The organism is Shewanella sp. NFH-SH190041 (assembly GCF_024363255.1).
GTDB lineage: Bacteria > Pseudomonadota > Gammaproteobacteria > Enterobacterales > Shewanellaceae > Shewanella.
Genome location: NZ_AP026070.1, coordinates 3,325,736 through 3,343,997, shown reverse-complemented (window position 1 = coordinate 3,343,997; position 18,262 = coordinate 3,325,736). Strand labels below are relative to the sequence as shown.

Here is an 18,262-nt window from a genome sequence, read left to right as displayed (position 1 = left end):
TCATTCGTGCCAAACCAAGAAAAGCTTAGTCCGGCCCAGACCCATAAGCTTTATGTCAAAAAATTCGGCGGAACTTCAGTAGGCTCTATCGAGCGTATTGAAGTGCTCGCCGAGCAGATTGCCGCAGCACATCGTGCTGGCATTCGTCAGGTGATTGTTTTGTCTGCTATGGCAGGTGAAACCAATCGCCTGATCGCCCTGGGTGGTCAAATTGATCCCCATGGTAATGCCCGTGAGATGGATATGCTGATCTCTACCGGAGAGCAGATCAGTATTGCGTTAATGGCAATGGCATTACAAAAGCGTGGCGTTAAAGCAGTATCCCTGACAGGGGATCAGGTTCAAATTCATACCAACAGTCAGTTCGGCCGCGCCAGCATTGAACGGGTCGATACGGATTATCTCGAGTCATTGCTGGCATCAGATATAATTCCTGTCGTTGCTGGTTTTCAGGGACGCAATCCCCACGGTGATGTGACCACATTGGGGCGAGGTGGCTCCGATACGACTGCAGTTGCTCTGGCGGTGGCACTTTCTGCCGATGAATGTCAGATTTATACTGATGTTTGTGGTGTTTTTACCACGGACCCCAATCTTGAGCCTGCCGCTCGGCGTTTATCTTGTATTAGTTTTACTACTATGTATGAAATGGCGCGCTTAGGCGCCAAAGTCTTACACCCGGACTCTGTGGCCTATGCAGAGCGATTCAAAGTACCTTTACGGGTGCTGTCCAGTTTTGAGTCCGGAGAAGGTACGCTCATCTGTGTGGATGAAGCCTGCCATATCAGTGGAAATGTGGTTGGGATTGCGGTTAGTCGTGATCTTGCTATGGTATCTTTTGAAGATGCGGATAAATCCACAGAACCTTTGGGTAAACTATTTCAGCAATTATCTGTATTAGGTGTTGAAACGGATTTACTGAGTAAAACCCAAACAGATTCATCTTCTGTTAGCTTTACTGTGTCTGAAGCCTGGCTGGAACAAGTGTTGTTAGAGCTGGATGGATTGAGTCAGACAGTTAATTTGGGCTCAGTATTTTATGAACGGGATCTGGTTCGTATTTCGCTTGTTGCGAGTGGATCACTGGCTAAAACAGATGTTGCAGCTAAAGTATTTGATGTGTTGGGTAAACTGGGTATTCATGTTAAGTTGATCTCAACTTCTGAGATAAAACTGGCATTAGTTATCCCGCAGAAGTATCTGCAGATGGCAGTTTGTGCGTTACATCACGCTTTTGGCTTAAACGAGCTGTAATTAAATAACCAATTTGGTAACGACTACTATTAATTTGTACTAAGCTGACCTTATAATACACTTATGTACCGGGTGAGTACCGAGTTATTGCTGAATTGGGAACGTAAAGGAGCAATCGAATGCTGATTTTGACTCGTCGTGTTGGTGAAACACTGATGATTGGTGATGAAGTCACAGTTACAGTGCTGGGAGTAAAAGGTAATCAGGTGCGTATTGGTGTGAATGCACCAAAAGAAGTTTCTGTACACCGTGAAGAGATTTATCAGCGTATTCAGTCTGAAAAATCAGGTTCAAATAACGAAGGCGGTAACTTCTAACCAGTTGCTCAATAACTGGGTAGTAATACGTGAAGTAACCCGTTTGGTAGAAGAGTCAGCTTCGAGCTGGCTTTTTTATTGCTCAGTTCGTTTCCTCAACCCACAGTTCCTCTTTTGTTGTTCCCGCTTGTTTACTATCTCTACCTTCTGCTTGTTGATTTTGAACCCATTTGCACCTCATTTGCTGACTTCAATTTATGTGCCGCTGTCTTGAGTGGCGATCAATTATACCGTGATGACTTCGTAGCCGTTGCAAATGATGCCATCGAATATGGTATTTATGTGCGACGGCATGACTAGCTCTTGCTAGGGGCTGTTGACCTTTCAAGTTTGTTTTTGCAGCGATTTGAGGATGCCTTATACAAGGCAGAGGCTTTGATAGGTAGTTGATAAGCCGATAACGCAGTAGAAAGGAGTCTCAAACGCTGCCCGCAGGGTTCGGCTATAAGCGTTTTATGCTTTGTTGAGCGGTTCTTGCTTAGCATACTAGGCGACAAACCACTCGCCGCAATTAAAACGCTTTTATTTCGAACAAAATTTAATCACGACAGGTCAACAGACCCTAGAGCGTTACCGCAACTTTCCAGCTACGGCGAGTAATACACTGAGCTATATAGACATTGCGCACTTGCTGTTAGTACCTGATTCAGCGGTTAAAGCCGCTCTATAAGTAAATAACATGGGCAACATTGGTGAGCAAAGGCTGTTTATAGCATGGAAGCGTCGCTTGTCAGCCGACAGGATTAGTTCGCATCGTCACAGATTACGCTAGATGGCATATTTGTTTAACCATAATAATGGTTAAATCTGGCGTAAAACTGGGTGAGATGGACTTTACTGTAGTCTGAACTCGCTAAATACATGTCGTCACCAGGAGTGAAAGTGCTATTTACTGATAGCTAACTTCGTTTTGATTCATAAGTTTTTTGGAATTGGGTGTATAAAGTCGCATAAATGTGATTAAATAGCAGGCAATTGCCATTTATCGACAGTAAAATAACCTTACTGACCAAAAGGTACTTTGTACTTTTGACTCATTGCACCTGATGCAATTATTGGAATAGCATCAATAATTGTTCACTTATGATGCAGTTGGGACAAGGGTTTGCTGGAAATTACGACGATCTGATTAAAATCAGTTCAAACGAATTTTGTTTCCTAAAAAGCGTTTGACTTATTTTCTTCAAACAGTAATATGTGCGCCAAGAAAACGGAGAGGTGGCCGAGTGGCCGAAGGCGCTCCCCTGCTAAGGGAGTATGGGCTTTATCTCCCATCGAGGGTTCGAATCCCTCCTTCTCCGCCATTTTCTTGCTTAAATAGATTGCGCGTGTAGCTCAGCTGGATAGAGTACCTGGCTACGAACCAGGCGGTCAGAGGTTCGAATCCTCTCACGCGCACCATTTATTTATGCAGTACGATACGATTGGCGCGTGTAGCTCAGCTGGATAGAGTACCTGGCTACGAACCAGGCGGTCAGAGGTTCGAATCCTCTCACGCGCACCATCTTGCAGTAACGCATTTCGCATTATCGCTTTTCTCAGTATCGACTTTTATATTGCGCGTGTAGCTCAGCTGGATAGAGTACCTGGCTACGAACCAGGCGGTCAGAGGTTCGAATCCTCTCACGCGCACCATAAAAACTGCAACAGATTATTTTTTGATTGCGCGTGTAGCTCAGCTGGATAGAGTACCTGGCTACGAACCAGGCGGTCAGAGGTTCGAATCCTCTCACGCGCACCATCAAAAAAACGACAGAATTTTGCGCGTGTAGCTCAGCTGGATAGAGTACCTGGCTACGAACCAGGCGGTCAGAGGTTCGAATCCTCTCACGCGCACCATTTTACGTCGGAGAGGTGGCCGAGTGGCCGAAGGCGCTCCCCTGCTAAGGGAGTATGGGCTTTATCTCCCATCGAGGGTTCGAATCCCTCCTTCTCCGCCATTTATTTCAACGATGCGCGTGTAGCTCAGCTGGATAGAGTACCTGGCTACGAACCAGGCGGTCAGAGGTTCGAATCCTCTCACGCGCACCATGTTGATTTAAATGCCTTATTCTGCGCGTGTAGCTCAGCTGGATAGAGTACCTGGCTACGAACCAGGCGGTCAGAGGTTCGAATCCTCTCACGCGCACCATAATAAAGAGATACCCCGAACACTGTTCGGGGTATTTTTTTGTCTGCTGAAAACGAATCGTGTTTTTACTGACGAAAGCCCCCCTTTCTATGACATTTTTATTCCTTTATTTTGCTTATTTTCAATTTTAACCTACTGCATTTGCGCGATGTATGTATTAGCGCTTACTGATGCATAATTAGTCACTACAGATAAATATTACTTAAAGCAATTTACATATAACTAAATATTGCATACCAATATTACTGGTTGGCATAGTTAACTAATATCAGTAGGTTGTCATTTTAAAATATGAAATATTTAAATTTAAGTCGTTTTTGTTGGCTTTTATTTGGTACTGTGGGCTGGTAATTTAGCTTTTTGGTATAACCAATTTACAGTTTTGCATGGGGTTGGTATAGATACGCAATAATGCCAATTTGCATAAATATTAATTGTTAGTAAAGGCGCTGGGCGGTTGACGACCGACATACTCCCCTTTGCCCATGGATGATGAAGAGGACAATATGGCCCAGATAACTGAAGCGTTCGCCTTGGCGTTACAAGTCATGGCAATGGGTATGCTACTGGTCTTTTTATTTCTCAGCCTGTTGATTGCGGGCATCAAAATCGTTGCGACTCGATATGCACCTGGTATTTCCTCTGTACCGGTCCAGTCTAGTGATATGCCTCATACGAAAATAGATAAGAAAAAATTGGCTGCGATCACTGCAGCTATCCACCTGTACCGTACTAAAAACTGAATCTGACACAGATTTTTATAAGGATCATTACCATGAGCCGTGCATTAGCCCTGACCGATGTGGTGTTACGAGATGCCCATCAATCAATTCTGGCCACCCGATTACGTATTGAAGATATGTTGCCTATTGCGCAGCAATTAGATCGGGTCGGTTTTTGGTCACTGGAGTCATGGGGTGGTGCAACCTTTGATGCTTGTATCCGTTATCTTGGTGAAGACCCTTGGGAGCGTATCCGCTTACTAAAACAGGCCATGCCCAATACGCCACAGCAGATGTTATTACGGGGGCAGAATTTACTGGGTTATCGGCATTATGCCGACGATGTGGTGAATCGTTTTGTCACCCGGGCAAAAGACAATGGTGTGGATGTTTTTCGTATCTTTGATGCTATGAATGATGTGCGCAATCTGCGAACCGCAATTGATGCGGTAAAACGGGTAGATGGCCATGCTCAAGGCACCATTAGCTATACCACCAGTCCAGTTCATACACTGGATACTTGGATATCGATGGCAAAACAGCTGGAAGATTATGGCTGCCAGTCATTATGTATTAAAGATATGGCCGGGCTACTCAAGCCAATGGAGGCCTTTGAGTTAATTTCCACATTGAAGCAGCAGACTGATTTAGTGATTGCGATGCAGTGCCATGCTACCACTGGGTTAAGTACTGCAACTTACCAAAAAGCCATTGAAGCCGGTATTGATGTATTGGATACCGCCATTTCATCAATGAGTCAGACCTATGGGCACAGTGCGACAGAAACACTGGTTGCCATGGTTGAGGGCACGGAACGTGATACTGGCTATGACATGGTGTTGCTAGAAGAGATCGCGGCCTATTTCCGGGAAGTGCGCAAGAAATATGCGCAGTTTGAAGGCTCGCTCAAGGGCATTGACTCTCGTATTTTGCGTGCTCAGGTGCCCGGCGGGATGCTGACGAACATGGAAAATCAGCTAAAGGAGCAGGGCGCTGCTGATAAGCTTGATTTAGTGTTGGAAGAGATCCCGCGGGTAAGGGAGGATTTGGGTTATTTACCATTAGTGACGCCTACCTCGCAGATTGTCGGTACTCAGGCGGTACTGAATGTGCTGACGGGGGAGCGCTACAAATCCATGACAAAAGAGACTGAAGGGGTGCTGCGGGGGGAATATGGTGCAACACCCGCGCCGGTGGATAAAGCCTTACAAGCCCGAGTCTTACAGGGTGAGCCAGCGCTCACATGCCGCCCAGCAGATCGACTCGCGCCTGAATTTGACCGCTTAAAATCCGAATTGGTAGAGAAAGCGGCGACCGCCAATTTGGCATTAGCCTCAGCCGCGCAGTTAGATGACGATGTGTTGACCTATGCGCTGTTTCCGCAAATCGGTTGGCAGTTCTTGTGTAATCGAGGCAACGCCGACGCATTTGAACCGGCTCCGGGCAGTGTGACGGCTGCATCGCCTCAAACGCAGGTTCAGTCACCGCCTCAGCCCCAAGCTAAGTCAAATAGCACTTCTGCAGCAGAAACCTATACCGTTAACGTACAGGGCGAAACCTTTGTTGTGCAGGTTTCCGCTGGTGGTGATATCACTCAGGTGCAACCGGCTGTGGCGCCTCAGCCGAATGAACCTGTGATGTCGTCCTTAGCGTCTGCCACGGAAATGACAGCACCACTGTCTGGCAATATTTTTAAAGTGGCAGTGAGTCAGGGTGACAGCGTTAAAGCCGGCGATGTGGTGATTATTCTGGAAGCAATGAAAATGGAAACCGAAATCCGCGCCATTGTTGATGGTGTCATTGCCGGGTTATTTGTTAAGGAAGGTGACTCCGTCAGCGTCGGCGCTCGCCTGTTGGCATTGGGCTAGGGGCGAAGCATGGAAGGTTTAATGGCGTTTTGGCAGGAAACGGGGATTGCTCATTTTACCCTGCCGCAGGCAATCATGATGTCCGTGGGGATCGGGCTGCTTTATCTGGCTATCGCAAAAAAGTTTGAACCCTTGCTACTCCTACCTATCGGCTTTGGCGCTATCTTAGCGAATATTCCCAATGGCGGATTTACTGAACCGGGAGGATTACTGTATTACCTCTATGCGGTTGGTATTGAGACTGGAATTTTCCCGCTACTGATTTTTATGGGAGTGGGGGCCATGACAGATTTTGGTGCCTTGATTGCTAATCCTCGCACCCTACTGTTAGGTGCCGCCGCGCAGTTCGGTATTTTTGCTACCTTGCTTGGGGCGATAGGACTGAATCTGGTGCCTGGGTTTGAGTTTTCCCTGCAGGATGCTGCTGCAATTGCCATTATCGGCGGGGCTGATGGTCCAACGGCAATTTTCCTCGCATCCAAACTGGCGCCGGAACTCTTAGGCGCGATTGCGGTAGCAGCTTACTCCTATATGGCACTGGTTCCTATTATTCAGCCGCCAATTATGCGGGCGCTGACCACGGCATCTGAGCGTGCAATTAAAATGGAGCAACTGCGGGATGTCAGTAAACAAGAGAAAATTATTTTCCCCTTAATGGTACTGGGGTTAACAGTGCTGTTTTTGCCAGCCGCCTCCCCTTTGGTGGGTATGTTTTGCTTGGGTAACTTAATGCGAGAGGCTGGCGTGGTTGACCGTTTGTCACAGACTGCCCAGAATGAGCTAATCAATATCGTGACCATTTTTCTCGGTTTGGCGGTGGGGTCAAAATTATCTGCTGAGCAATTTTTGCAGTTGGAAACCTTAGGGATTTTACTGCTTGGCGCTGTGGCCTTCGCAATCGGGACTGCATCTGGCGTGTTAATGGCAAAGCTGATGTGTCGTCTCTCCGGTGGCAAGGTTAATCCGTTGATAGGCGCTGCGGGGGTTTCTGCTGTCCCCATGGCTGCGCGGGTCGTCAATAAGGTGGGATTAGAGGCCAATGGCCAGAACTTCTTGTTAATGCATGCCATGGGGCCGAATGTGGCTGGTGTCCTGGGGAGTGCCGTGGCCGCTGGTATTTTATTGGCCGTCTTAGGTTAACGTTTTAGGCGAAAGTCCGGGGCTGAAATCCGGGGCTAAAACAGGACGGCTCAAGTAGAAAGGAAAATAGAATCGTTCATACACAAAACCATGCCGCTAACCATTTGGGTGAGCGGCATGGTCGTATTCTGTGTCGATGCTTATCTGAAAATCAATAAGCTTGGTGCTGGTAGGCGGTTAGCCATAACAGAGCTGTCAGGGTCAGAATAAGCAGGACACTGATCGCCAGAATATACATAAACCCTTTACGTCCCTGCTTTAGGGGAATGTTGTTGTAGTGCAGGAATAGCAGCCAGGCCAGTGAGGAAATAATCGGCAGCAAAAACAGTCCAGCCATGCTTCACCTCCTTGTTATGTTTTGTGAGTTATGACGCTTTATATCTCCGACCTAGGCGGCTGAGTCCGAGAGTCTCTTTCCATCTAGCAAATGGGTGGCTCGGAAGTGACAGCAACATCAGCGGATAGGATGTTGGCCGAATTATCGAAATATGACCAACCTTTTTAGTGTAGAAGTAATTGGCTTACCGTGAAATCAGCTAATGGCACTTTTATCAGAAAAATGAATCTGTTATCAAGGTACCCTAAGTAGAGCTAACCCTGTGTTTATGCATTAGTTGCAGGTAGATAATCAGCTTGAACCTGGCATGTGTAGTCGAATGGGCTGATACAGTGTCACGGCACAGTATTGGCTGCGCCGTGACATAAGGTTTGCTCGTCAACGAGGAAGGTTAAACATGGTTGAGGTAAAGAAGCGACCCCTTAACCTTATCAGGCATTTTGGCTGACGGGGCCTGCGCCTGTGATGCTATTGTCGTAGAAGCGGTTTTCATCTAACTGCTGCTCTGACTTACCGACAACGACCGCCGTCATCATATCCCCGGTAACATTGGTGGCTGTTCTGACCATATCGATCACCCGGTCAATGGCAGCAATAAAAGCAATGCCTTCCAGCGGGAGCCCCACCACGCCTAAAGTCACTGTCAGCATTACCATGGCGCTGCCGGGTACCCCAGCGGTACCGATAGAGGCGACAGTTGCTGTCACCGCTATCAGCATGTAATCGGTCATATCCAGTGTGACACCATAGATTTGGGCGATAAAGATGGCTGCAATTGCCGGGTAAATTCCACCACAACCATCCATATTCATGGTTGCGCCCAAAGGTAAGACAAAAGCGCTATAACGTTTGGATACGCCCATGGCTTCGGTGCAGCGGGTGGTGGCAGGCAGGGTGCCAAAGCTTGATGCGGTACTAAAGGCGATCAGCTGTGCTGGCATGGCCTTACGGAAAAACTGCCAAGGACTGAGTCGGGCCACATAGCGCACCAACCCACCATAAACAAACAGAATATGGATAAAGGCGGCCAGATAAATCGCGCCAATAAATTTGGCTAGCGGTAACAAGGTATCCAGTCCATATTTACCGACCACCCAAGCTATCAAGCCAAATACGCCGATCGGGGTTAAGGTCAATACCATGCGGGTTAACTGAAACATCACTTCAGCGCCCGCTTCAAACAATTTTTTAAGCGGCGCCGCTTTTTCACCAACTGTGTTGATGGCAATACCGACAAGCGCAGCAAAGACAATGATCTGCAGCACTTTACCTTCTGCTAACGAGGCGAAGGGATTCACCGGGATCATATCCAGTAATACCTGAGTAAAACCGGGAATATTACGCTCTCGCACTGCGGTACTGGCCAAATCCAAACTGCCGCCCATATCGATCATCGAGCCGATGGTCAGACCGAGAAGAGAAGCAATAGTACCGGTAAACATAAACATACCAAGAGTCTTTAAGCTAAGCCGCTTAAGGTTGGCCTGCTGTCCGAGAGAAGTAATGCTGACCACAATGGCACACAGTACCAATGGCGCAACCAGCATTTTAATGGCGCTGATAAACAGATCGCCCAGGGGTTTTAAACTGGCTGCTTGTGGGCCGAGGATCACACCTGTGAGGGCACCAAGTGCAAAGCCAATAAGCACTTTCTGCCAAAAGGGTATTGCTGATAAACGGGATAGAATCATAATGTGTCCGCTGTTGTCCGACTGATATTGTCCATCTCTCCGCCCGGTATTTGCAGGAACGGTGAACGCTGTGCTGATTTTGCAACCCTATGATTTGTTCAAGGAATAATCAAAATTTAGCTTGGTCGCATTGTATAGAGATAGACAGATGTTGCACAAATCGTTTTGTTTATAACTTATTGTGATATGCAAGTTTGTTTTAATTATGTAAGCGGATTTATTTCGATAACATCCGGGAGTAATAACACGTGATAATCACTTTATGGCTGATGTTCAGTGGGGCATTTTTGGCTGCCACCTTGCTACCTGGCGGTTCGGAAATCTTGTTGGCCGTGCTGGTGGAAGAGGCACCACTCCACTGGCCTGCGTTGCTGGCTGCCGCTGCACTAGGTAATACCTTAGGCTCGTTGACCAGCTTTTATCTTGGTCGTCTGGGACGGTTTGCTAAAACCCCAGAAGCCATGAGCCATGGGCGTTATCGCCATGCGTTAGCCTTGGTGCAGCGTTATGGTATTTGGAGTTTGTTGTTGGCCTGGGCACCGATTATTGGTGACTTACTGTGCCTGCTTGCTGGTTGGCTCAAGCTACCATTATGGCCCAGCACTGCGATGATACTACTGGGTAAAACTCTGCGTTATGTGCTGATTATTGCCGCAGTACTGCATTGGGGCTATTAGGCTTACTGAGACTTAGTATCCCTACTCTGAGTAGGTACAAATGTTAACAAAAAAACACTGTTGTTAGTTGTTTTTGCTGCTTAATATCTGAGCAAAAGTTGGCGTTCGGTAACATATTTCCCGCTGGGATTGCATCAACAGATGAGCAGTCTGCTGTGCAGTAGTCAGGATGGATTTTGGGAAATCACATCCGCTAGGGAACCATCTTTTGTGGCTTTGTGTCTGATATCAAAGTGATAATATTGCTTACTTCCTAAAGCAAAGGAGCTTTCTGTGAAAAAATGGATCCTGGCCGCTGCCATTTCGGCGGCGCTGGCAGGTTGTGCCACCCAAACGCCAACCAGTAGTCAACTGCCTCAGGGCGTTAAGTTTATCGCCGCCGAACAAGCTGGCCAGTCAGCCATCGGTATTCCCTTCAAAAAGTATCAGTTGGCCAACGGCCTGACCGTGATCCTGCATGAGGATAAGTCTGATCCTCTAGTGCATGTGGATGTGACCTATCATGTGGGCTCCGCCCGGGAGTTACCGGGGAAAAGCGGTTTTGCCCACCTGTTTGAACATATGATGTTCCAAGGTTCACAGCATGTGGCCGATGAGCAGCATTTTAAAGTGATCACCGAAGCCGGCGGTACCCTCAACGGCACCACCAATAGCGATCGCACCAATTATTATGAAACTGTGCCAAGCAATCAGTTACAGAAAGTCTTGTGGTTGGAAGCAGACCGCATGGGCTTCTTCCTGCCGGCACTGACTGAGAAGAAATTTGAAATCCAGCGGGAAACCGTGAAAAACGAGCGGGCGCAGCGCATTGATAATCAGCCCTATGGCCGCATGGATGAACAGTTCTCCAAAGCTTTCTATCCCGAAGGGCATCCGTACTCTTGGCCTGTGATTGGTTGGCCTAAAGATTTAGACCGCGCCAACCTCAACGATGTACGGGCATTTTTCAAACGTTGGTACAGCCCTAACAATGCCACGCTCACCATTGGCGGTAATTTCAATGAAGCTCAAGCGCTGGCGTGGGTAAATAAATACTTCGGTGATATCCCCCGCGGACCTGAAGTAAAACCATTGCCTAAAACGCCGGTGACACTAGATAAAACCCGTTATATCTCGATGGAAGATCGGGTTCATCTGCCGCTGATCCGCATTGGTTACCCAACGGTATATGCCCGCCATCAGGATGAGCCGGCGCTGGATCTGTTAGCCACTATTTTAGGTGGCGGTAAAACCTCACTGTTTTACAAAAATCTGGTAAAAAATGGTTACGCGGTACAGGCTGGTGTCAGCCACCCTTGTAGCGAGCTGTCCTGCCAGATGTTTATGTATGCGTTGGCTAATCCGGCGAAAAAAGAAACGTTGGCCGATCTGGAAAAACGCATCAATCAATCCATTGCTGAATTTGAAAAGCGTGGCGTAACCGATGCCGATCTGGAAAAAGCCAAAATCCAGTTTAAGGCCGATACCATCTTTGGTTTGCAAAGCGTCAGCGGCAAGGTGTCAACCTTGGCCCATAACCAAACCTTCTTTGGGCAGCCAGATTTGACCGCAGCGGATCTTAAGCGTTACTCCAACGTGACTAAAGCCGATGTGATGCGGGTATTTGATAAATACATCAAGGGGAAACCCCATGTGGTGATGAGTGTGGTGCCCGAAGGGCAAAAACAGCTGATTGCCCACGGGGATAATTACACTGCGAAGATGCCAGCGCCAGCAGATATCGCCGCGCTGCCGGTGAAAGATCCCCGTGATGGTGCCAAACCGGTTGTTGATAATTTTGACCGCAGCAAAATGCCTAAAGCCGGTGCTGCCCCGGTCATGACTGTGCCCCAGTTATGGACTGCCAAATTGAGTAACGGCATTGAGGTGATGGGCACGCAGAGCAACGAGACACCAACGGTTGAGCTGTTGATTTACCTCAATGGCGGCCATGAGTTAGAGCCAGTGGCTAAGTCTGGTCTGGCGGTATTGACAGCGGCCATGATGAATGAGTCTACAACTCAGCACAGCGGTGAAGCGTTAGCTCAGCAGCTGGAAATGCTCGGCTCAAGTGTGCAGTTTGGCGCCAGCGGTAATCAGAGTTACATCAAGGTATCGGCCCTGACCCAAAACCTGCCTCAGACCATGAAAATCGTGACAGAGAAATTGTTCTCGCCAGCCTTTAATGCCGCCGATTTTCAACGGTTGAAACAGCAGCAGTTACAAGGGTTACAGCATCAGATGGCTGAGCCTGATTATTTGGCCCGTACCGCCTTTATCAAGTTGATGTATGGGGCTGATAATGCTCGGGGGATCAGCAGTGATGGCACCTTGGCAACGGTTTCCGCGCTGACCTTGGATGATGTTAAAGCGTTTTATAAGCAGCAGTACCGCGCCGGTAATGCCCAAATCGTGGCAGTATCAAATCTGCCTGAAAGCAAAATGCTGTCCGATCTGAAAGGGCTGGATACCTGGCAGGGTGCTGCCACGCCCATTCCGGCTATGAAGCCATTACCTAAGCTGGCTGGCGGGACCATTTATCTGGTCAACAAGCCTGGGGCAGCACAATCCGTGATTATGATTGGTAAGCGGGCCCTGCCGTTTGATGCCACAGGTAATTACTTTAAATCTGAGCTGATGAACTATCCGCTGGGCGGCGCGTTTAACAGTCGCATTAACCTTAACCTGCGGGAAGATAAGGGTTACACCTATGGTGCCAGCACCGGCTTTAATGGTGGTCGTGATACCGGCACCTTTATGGCTTATGCCAATGTGCGCAGTAATGTGACAGATAAGGCGCTAATCGAGTTTATCAAGGAGATAAAAGCCTTCCGTGCCAAAGGGATGACTGATGCAGAGCTGGAGTTTATGCGTAAGTCTATTTCCCAAAGTAAGGCGCTGGATTATGAAACCCCATACCAGAAAGCCGGCTTTATTCGCACGATTCAGAAGTATGGATTAGATCATCACTTTACGGATAAGCAAGCCGACATTATTGCCCATATTAGCCGGGCTGAGCTGAATAAGTTGGCGGCATCTGAATTAGATATTGGTCAGATGATTATGCTGGTGGTCGGCGATCAGGCCAAAATTGAACCGGGCCTTAAAGCCTTGGGTTATCCGGTAAAATCGATTGACTGACCCAGTATTAGATAAAAGATTGCAGCGGGTCTGACAATCATTATCATGGCCGGGCAGCATCAGTGAAAATACACTGGTGCTGCCCGTTTTTTTATGCTTGTTGGGAACAGATGGCCTGAGGATAAAGCCTTTTTCATCAACCCCGGCGCATAAAGGCTTGCTGCCAGCGCCGCTTGCTTATATTTTGGGGGCTGCACCGGGTATCGCCGCTGTTTGACTGATGTTGATTTAAATTGAGTTAGATTGACTGAGTGAAATGGGCATCAGATGGATCTTACCCCGGAGGTAAGCGGCCAGGTTATTTGGCCCGGCTAAAGCTTACCTTAACCGGTATCAGAAAAGAGAAGGTTAAATTGAAATCATTCAATGCATTGGTAGAGTGTCTGGCTACAGAGCAGGGGCGTGCAGCCCTGGCGGGGATTCATCGCGGAATTGAGCGGGAGACCCTGCGGGTTACCCCTGGTGGTGAATTAGCCGGTGATGCCCATCCCCGAGAGCTAGGCTCAGCTTTAACCCATTCCCGTATCACCACTGATTACAGTGAGTCTCTGCTGGAGTTTATTACCCCGGTTTGCAGCAGTGTTGACAGTCTGCTCGACAGCTTAACCCAGACCCATGCTTTTAGTGTGCAGCATCTGCATGGTGAGCAGCTTTGGCCGGTCAGTATGCCTTGTTTTGTTGCCAATGAAGGGGATATTCCCATTGCCCGCTATGGCAGCTCCAATACCGGTCGGATGAAAAGTTTGTACCGCACTGGGTTGACCCACAGATACGGCGCCTTGATGCAGATTATTGCCGGGGTGCATTACAACTTTTCTGTGTCTTCGGCGTTATGGCAACAGTTACATCGCTTTTCTGGCAGTAGTGAGCCGCTGGGGCAGTTTATTTCCGAAGGCTATTTCAGTCTGATCCGTAATTATCGCCGCATGGTGTGGTTGCTGCCTTACCTGTTTGGTGCCTCGCCAACGATTTGTCAGTCCTTCATTCAAGGGCGGCAGACCAATTTACCCTTTGTTTCCTTAGGCGCTGGCGCACTGTACCTGCCTTATGCCACCTCGTTGCGCATGAGCGATTTGGGCTATACCAATCAGGAGCAGGAAAAACTCAGTATCAGTTATAACTCGCTGGATGAGTATTTAGCTGGGATCCGCCGCGCCATCGCTATGCCATCGCAAAAATTTGCCCGTATTGGGGTGAAGGTGGACGGCGAATACCGTCAGCTTAATGCCAATATTTTGCAGATTGAGAATGAATTTTACGCGCCGATCCGTGCCAAGCGGGTGACGGCCAGCGGTGAAAAACCCTCGCAAGCATTGGCGCGGGCTGGCGTGGAGTATATCGAAGTGCGGGCGCTGGATGTGAATCCGTTTAGCCCTGTAGGAATAGACGCCAGCCAAGTGTATTTGCTGGATCTTTTCTTACTCTATTGCCTGTTGCAACCCAGTGCACCAACCGACGCGGCTGGTGAGCTGGAAATGGCCGCAAACCTACGGGCCGTGGTGTTAACCGGTCGAGAACCCGGGTTGATGTTAGCGCGCAATGGACAGGCCATTTCCCTGCAGCACTGGTTGGGTGAAATATTCACCGGCATGGCGGCATTGGCGCCTTTGCTCGATAATGCACCCGGGCAGCAGGGACAGCCTTATCAGCAGGCATTGGCGCAGTGGCAGGTGTGTGTGGATGATCCACAACAGACCCTGTCAGGCCGGATGCTACAGGCCATTTTGCAGCCCGGTATGGGGCATGGTCAGTGGGTGAAAAATCTGGCGCAGGAGTACAGCCAATATCTGCGCGGTTACCCGTTAACGCCGCAGCAGCAAGCTGATTATGAGGCGGAAGCATCAGCTTCCCTTGCCCGGCAGGCTGCAATTGAAGCTGCAGACAGCCAAAGTTTTGATAGTTTCTTATCTGAGTACTTTAATGATCCACAATCTTGAACCCAGAGAGGCCGCTGCGCATGGTAGCGGCATGATGGCGGCTTTTCTGTTGCGTCCCGGTCGGTTTTTCGCCGCGCTGCTAGCAGCCGGTTTGACCTTGAGCGGCTGCGCCTCGCCTGATGATGCTGGTAAGCCTTGTGGTATGGTCTCTGCATATTTGGAGCCAGCCCGAGCGGAAGGTTTATATCGCACGGTCGTTACCAACCTTGACGGTCGCAGCGTGATTTCTCAGCCCAATTACCAACTCCTGCCCGGCCGGCATACATTTACCCTCGTGGAGTTGATTGATGCACCGCAGTTAGATGTGCCCTTGTCGCTGCGGGTAGCGAAAACCTTGACCATAGAGGTGAAGCCAAATACTCGCTACCATCTTGCTGCTCATTATCTGCCAGATGGCGATGGTAAAAATTTCTGGCAGCCTGTGGTGTGGCAGCAAGATGCCATCACTTGTCACTTCCCGCAGACCTCCGGTATGCCATTGTGATCGGGCGTCAGTCTTTTTTGTGATAGCTGTGATTTTTTCGACAGTTGAGAATTTCAACCATTGCCTAAGCCTGCCAGCTGGGTAACACTGATCGGCTGACAGACGCTATTGCTTGTAGGAATTCATTGTCATGGTTTGGCTTTTTCGCATATTGACGGCACTGGTGCTGATGCAGCTCGCAGGGTGTGCCGCTTCTCCGCCCCGGGATCCCGATAATATCTGCGCTATTTTTACCGAGCACCGCAGTTGGTATGACGCCGCTAAGGATACCCGGGAAAAATGGGGAGTACCTGTACATGTGCCTTTGGCGATGATGTATCAGGAGAGTTCATTTCGCCACGATGCCGCGCCACCGATGGAGTATTTTCTTGGTTTTATCCCGATTGGCCGGGTCAGCAGTGCCTATGGTTATGCACAGGCCAAAACCATGACGTGGGATGATTATGTCCGGGAAACCGACAACAGTTGGGCCAGTCGCTCCAATTTTAGTGATGCCATGGATTTTATGGGTTGGTTTATTTATAAAACCCATCAAATTAACGGGGTCTCCAAATGGGATGCGCGGGATCAATACCTTAATTACCATGAGGGGTGGGGCGGTTACCGCCGCGGCACTTATAAAGCGAAACCTTGGCTGATTAAGGTGGCGGCTAAAGTGGATCAACGTGCCCGCCGTTATGCGACCCAATACCGTGGCTGTAAAAAAGAGTTGGACCGCTCTTGGTTATCCCGGCTGTTTTTCGGCTGATATTGGTCCGTTGCAGCAGGCTCGCTGACAGAATTCTGAATGCCGATAGCTCTGCTAATAAAGTGACGCACTAACATAACTAACTGATATAACAAAAGGCGCTGAATATCAGCGCCTTTTGTCTATTTGATGCCAGTATCATGCTTTATAGGCGGACGTTTTGTGATGGGGTTGATTGTCCCGTTGTAATAAGCATGTTTGTTAGCTTAGCAACTCATGACCTAGCCAATTTAGCGGCGCCAGATAATGCGCGGGCATACAGGTTTTTAGCGTGGCCAGTGTGCAGGTCAGTTGCGCGGCATCAGTCACATTAAGATTCAAATGGCCAACTTTACGCCCCGGCCGTACCTGCTTGTTGTACCAGAATAGCTCAGCGCCTGGCAGCGTTAGCCATTGCTCTTGCCAGTCAACCCCGATGAGATTGACCATGGCCACGGGCAGGGCGGGTACGAGTGGCGCAATGGGCCAACCCATTAGCGCGCGCAGATGCAGTTCAAACTGACTGGTATGGCACCCCGTTAAAGTCCAGTGACCAGAATTGTGTACCCGGGGAGCCAGTTCGTTCACCAGCAAGGTATCTCCCACGCGGAAACATTCCATAGCCATGACGCCGACATAATCCAGCTCCGCCATAATACTGCTTAGCATGGCTTCAGCCTGAGTTTGCAGTGAATTAAGCCGGGGAAGGGGAGCAATCGAGGCCATTAAGATGCCATCTTGGTGCAGATTCAGTGCCAGCGGGTAAAAATGACAACGGCCATCACGGCTGCGGGCGCCAACCAAAGAGACCTCTTCATCAAAGGCGATGCCCTGCTCGGCAATGGCGGCATTATGCCATTGTGCCGGGACCTCATCAGGCTTATCGGCATACAGCCAGTATTGCCCTTTGCCGTCATAGCCACCGGTGCGCCGCTTGAGCAGCACCTTGTCTCCCAGTTGTCGGTGTAGCTCCGTGGCGGAGGTGGTTTGCGTGACATTGACCCAAGGCGAGGTGGCAATGCCGAGCTTATCTAACAGGGATTTTTGGCTGAAGCGGTCGGCTAAGCGGCCAAAAACCGGGCCATTTATAAAGTTTTGGTGCTCACTGAGTTGACGGCTGGTGGCCGACTCCGGCCATTGCTCCCGCTCGGCGGTAACAATATCCTGTTCAGCTAACGGCAGGGTCTTGGCGCTAGGGGCCATAATATCAACCGGTTGCACATCTAGCGCCAGAGGTTGACCCGCATAGCGCATCATGGCGCCCAATTGGCCATCACCCAAAACCCAAATCTTTGGTGTGCTCATACCTATGACTCCTGTCGGGGATCAGCCTGTGTCAGGACTGCATCTGTCTGTGCCTGGCGAAAATTATCCAGTCGCTCAGCCAGTGCGGCATCATGATTTGCCAATATCTGGCAAGCCAGCAGTCCGGCGTTAAATGCACCGGCTGTCCCGATAGCCAAGGTGCCGACGGCGACGCCTTTGGGCATTTGAACGATGGATAATAGACTGTCCATACCTGAGAGAGCTTTACTTTGTACCGGCACCCCTAATACCGGTAAACGGGTTTTAGCCGCTATCATTCCCGGCAGATGGGCTGCGCCACCGGCGCCACCGATGATCACCTCAAAGCCCTTGTTGGCTGCGCTGTCAGCAAACTGCATCAGCTTATCTGGGGTGCGGTGGGCGGAGACCACTTCCACATGATAAGGCACCTGCAGCAGATCCATAATTTCCGCTGCAGCCGCCATGGTAGGCCAATCACTCTTTGATCCCATAACAACAGCTACCAAAGGTTGCATCTTCATTCCTTAATTCAGTTTGTTATTTTGGTTGGCCGATAAACGGCCGGGTAGA

At 49.2% G+C, this 18,262-nt stretch carries 14 protein-coding genes and 9 tRNA genes; 19 read left to right on the top strand and 4 right to left on the bottom strand.

What is annotated here, in order from left to right:
• The first annotated feature begins 6 nt into the window (after nucleotides 1-6).
• From NFHSH190041_RS14900 to NFHSH190041_RS14830, 14 genes are all read left to right on the top strand, one after another.
• Nucleotides 7-1,254 (top strand): aspartate kinase, encoded by a 1,248-nt coding sequence (locus tag NFHSH190041_RS14900; protein WP_261922542.1) that lies wholly within the window; start codon nucleotides 7-9, stop codon nucleotides 1,252-1,254.
• A 119-nt stretch (nucleotides 1,255-1,373) separates the two neighbouring features.
• The gene (gene csrA, locus NFHSH190041_RS14895; protein ID WP_261922541.1) at nucleotides 1,374-1,571 is read left to right on the top strand and encodes a carbon storage regulator CsrA; all 198 of its coding nucleotides are present in this window, start codon (nucleotides 1,374-1,376) and stop codon (nucleotides 1,569-1,571) included.
• 1,212 nt (nucleotides 1,572-2,783) lie between these two features.
• Nucleotides 2,784-2,875 (top strand) — tRNA-Ser (locus NFHSH190041_RS14885).
• A gap of 20 nt (nucleotides 2,876-2,895) precedes the next feature.
• Nucleotides 2,896-2,972, top strand: a tRNA-Arg gene (locus tag NFHSH190041_RS14880).
• A 26-nt stretch (nucleotides 2,973-2,998) separates the two neighbouring features.
• A tRNA-Arg gene (locus tag NFHSH190041_RS14875) sits at nucleotides 2,999-3,075 on the top strand.
• A gap of 54 nt (nucleotides 3,076-3,129) precedes the next feature.
• Nucleotides 3,130-3,206 (top strand) — tRNA-Arg (locus tag NFHSH190041_RS14870).
• A gap of 29 nt (nucleotides 3,207-3,235) precedes the next feature.
• Nucleotides 3,236-3,312, top strand: a tRNA-Arg gene (locus tag NFHSH190041_RS14865).
• 21 nt (nucleotides 3,313-3,333) lie between these two features.
• Nucleotides 3,334-3,410, top strand: a tRNA-Arg gene (locus tag NFHSH190041_RS14860).
• Nucleotides 3,411-3,419: 9 nt separating this feature from the next.
• A tRNA-Ser gene (locus tag NFHSH190041_RS14855) sits at nucleotides 3,420-3,511 on the top strand.
• A gap of 14 nt (nucleotides 3,512-3,525) precedes the next feature.
• Nucleotides 3,526-3,602, top strand: a tRNA-Arg gene (locus tag NFHSH190041_RS14850).
• Between the two features lie 23 nt (nucleotides 3,603-3,625).
• A tRNA-Arg gene (locus NFHSH190041_RS14845) sits at nucleotides 3,626-3,702 on the top strand.
• A gap of 506 nt (nucleotides 3,703-4,208) precedes the next feature.
• A complete protein-coding gene (locus NFHSH190041_RS14840; protein WP_261922539.1) occupies nucleotides 4,209-4,445 on the top strand; it encodes an OadG family transporter subunit in 237 nt (78 codons plus the stop codon).
• Between the two features lie 32 nt (nucleotides 4,446-4,477).
• Nucleotides 4,478-6,292, top strand: coding sequence for a sodium-extruding oxaloacetate decarboxylase subunit alpha (gene oadA, locus NFHSH190041_RS14835; RefSeq protein WP_261922538.1), 1,815 nt, complete (start codon nucleotides 4,478-4,480; stop codon nucleotides 6,290-6,292).
• A 9-nt stretch (nucleotides 6,293-6,301) separates the two neighbouring features.
• Nucleotides 6,302-7,432 carry a sodium ion-translocating decarboxylase subunit beta gene (locus NFHSH190041_RS14830; RefSeq protein WP_261922537.1) on the top strand — a complete coding sequence of 377 codons (1,131 nt, stop codon included), beginning with the start codon at nucleotides 6,302-6,304 and terminating at the stop codon, nucleotides 7,430-7,432.
• Between the two features lie 151 nt (nucleotides 7,433-7,583).
• On the opposite strand, the gene NFHSH190041_RS14825 is transcribed toward NFHSH190041_RS14830, so the two are convergent.
• Entirely contained in the window at nucleotides 7,584-7,769 is a 186-nt protein-coding gene (locus tag NFHSH190041_RS14825; protein WP_261922536.1) for a hypothetical protein, read from the bottom strand.
• Between the two features lie 431 nt (nucleotides 7,770-8,200).
• Nucleotides 8,201-9,460 carry a dicarboxylate/amino acid:cation symporter gene (locus tag NFHSH190041_RS14820; RefSeq protein ID WP_261922535.1) on the bottom strand — a complete coding sequence of 420 codons (1,260 nt, stop codon included), beginning with the start codon at nucleotides 9,458-9,460 and terminating at the stop codon, nucleotides 8,201-8,203.
• 251 nt (nucleotides 9,461-9,711) lie between these two features.
• Here NFHSH190041_RS14820 and NFHSH190041_RS14815 point away from each other — a divergent pair, with 251 nt between their 5' ends.
• From NFHSH190041_RS14815 to NFHSH190041_RS14795, 5 genes are all read left to right on the top strand, one after another.
• Nucleotides 9,712-10,137 (top strand): YqaA family protein, encoded by a 426-nt coding sequence (locus tag NFHSH190041_RS14815; RefSeq protein WP_261925144.1) that lies wholly within the window; start codon nucleotides 9,712-9,714, stop codon nucleotides 10,135-10,137.
• Nucleotides 10,138-10,410: 273 nt separating this feature from the next.
• A complete protein-coding gene (locus tag NFHSH190041_RS14810) occupies nucleotides 10,411-13,257 on the top strand; it encodes a M16 family metallopeptidase (RefSeq protein WP_261922534.1) in 2,847 nt (948 codons plus the stop codon).
• Nucleotides 13,258-13,610: 353 nt separating this feature from the next.
• Entirely contained in the window at nucleotides 13,611-15,194 is a 1,584-nt protein-coding gene (gene gshA, locus NFHSH190041_RS14805) for a glutamate--cysteine ligase (RefSeq protein ID WP_261925143.1), read from the top strand.
• Nucleotides 15,178-15,678: a hypothetical protein gene (locus tag NFHSH190041_RS14800; RefSeq protein WP_261922533.1), complete on the top strand. Its 501-nt coding sequence runs from the start codon at nucleotides 15,178-15,180 to the stop codon at nucleotides 15,676-15,678. Before gshA ends, NFHSH190041_RS14800 begins: the two co-directional genes overlap by 17 nt.
• Before the next feature lie 130 nt (nucleotides 15,679-15,808).
• Complete coding sequence (locus NFHSH190041_RS14795) at nucleotides 15,809-16,426, top strand: hypothetical protein (RefSeq protein ID WP_261922532.1); 618 nt, start codon at nucleotides 15,809-15,811, stop codon at nucleotides 16,424-16,426.
• A gap of 201 nt (nucleotides 16,427-16,627) precedes the next feature.
• Here NFHSH190041_RS14795 and purK read toward each other — a convergent pair whose 3' ends face one another.
• Entirely contained in the window at nucleotides 16,628-17,710 is a 1,083-nt protein-coding gene (purK, locus tag NFHSH190041_RS14790; protein WP_261922531.1) for a 5-(carboxyamino)imidazole ribonucleotide synthase, read from the bottom strand.
• 2 nt (nucleotides 17,711-17,712) lie between these two features.
• Nucleotides 17,713-18,207 carry a 5-(carboxyamino)imidazole ribonucleotide mutase gene (gene purE, locus NFHSH190041_RS14785; protein WP_261922530.1) on the bottom strand — a complete coding sequence of 165 codons (495 nt, stop codon included), beginning with the start codon at nucleotides 18,205-18,207 and terminating at the stop codon, nucleotides 17,713-17,715.
• Nucleotides 18,208-18,262 lie beyond the last annotated feature (55 nt).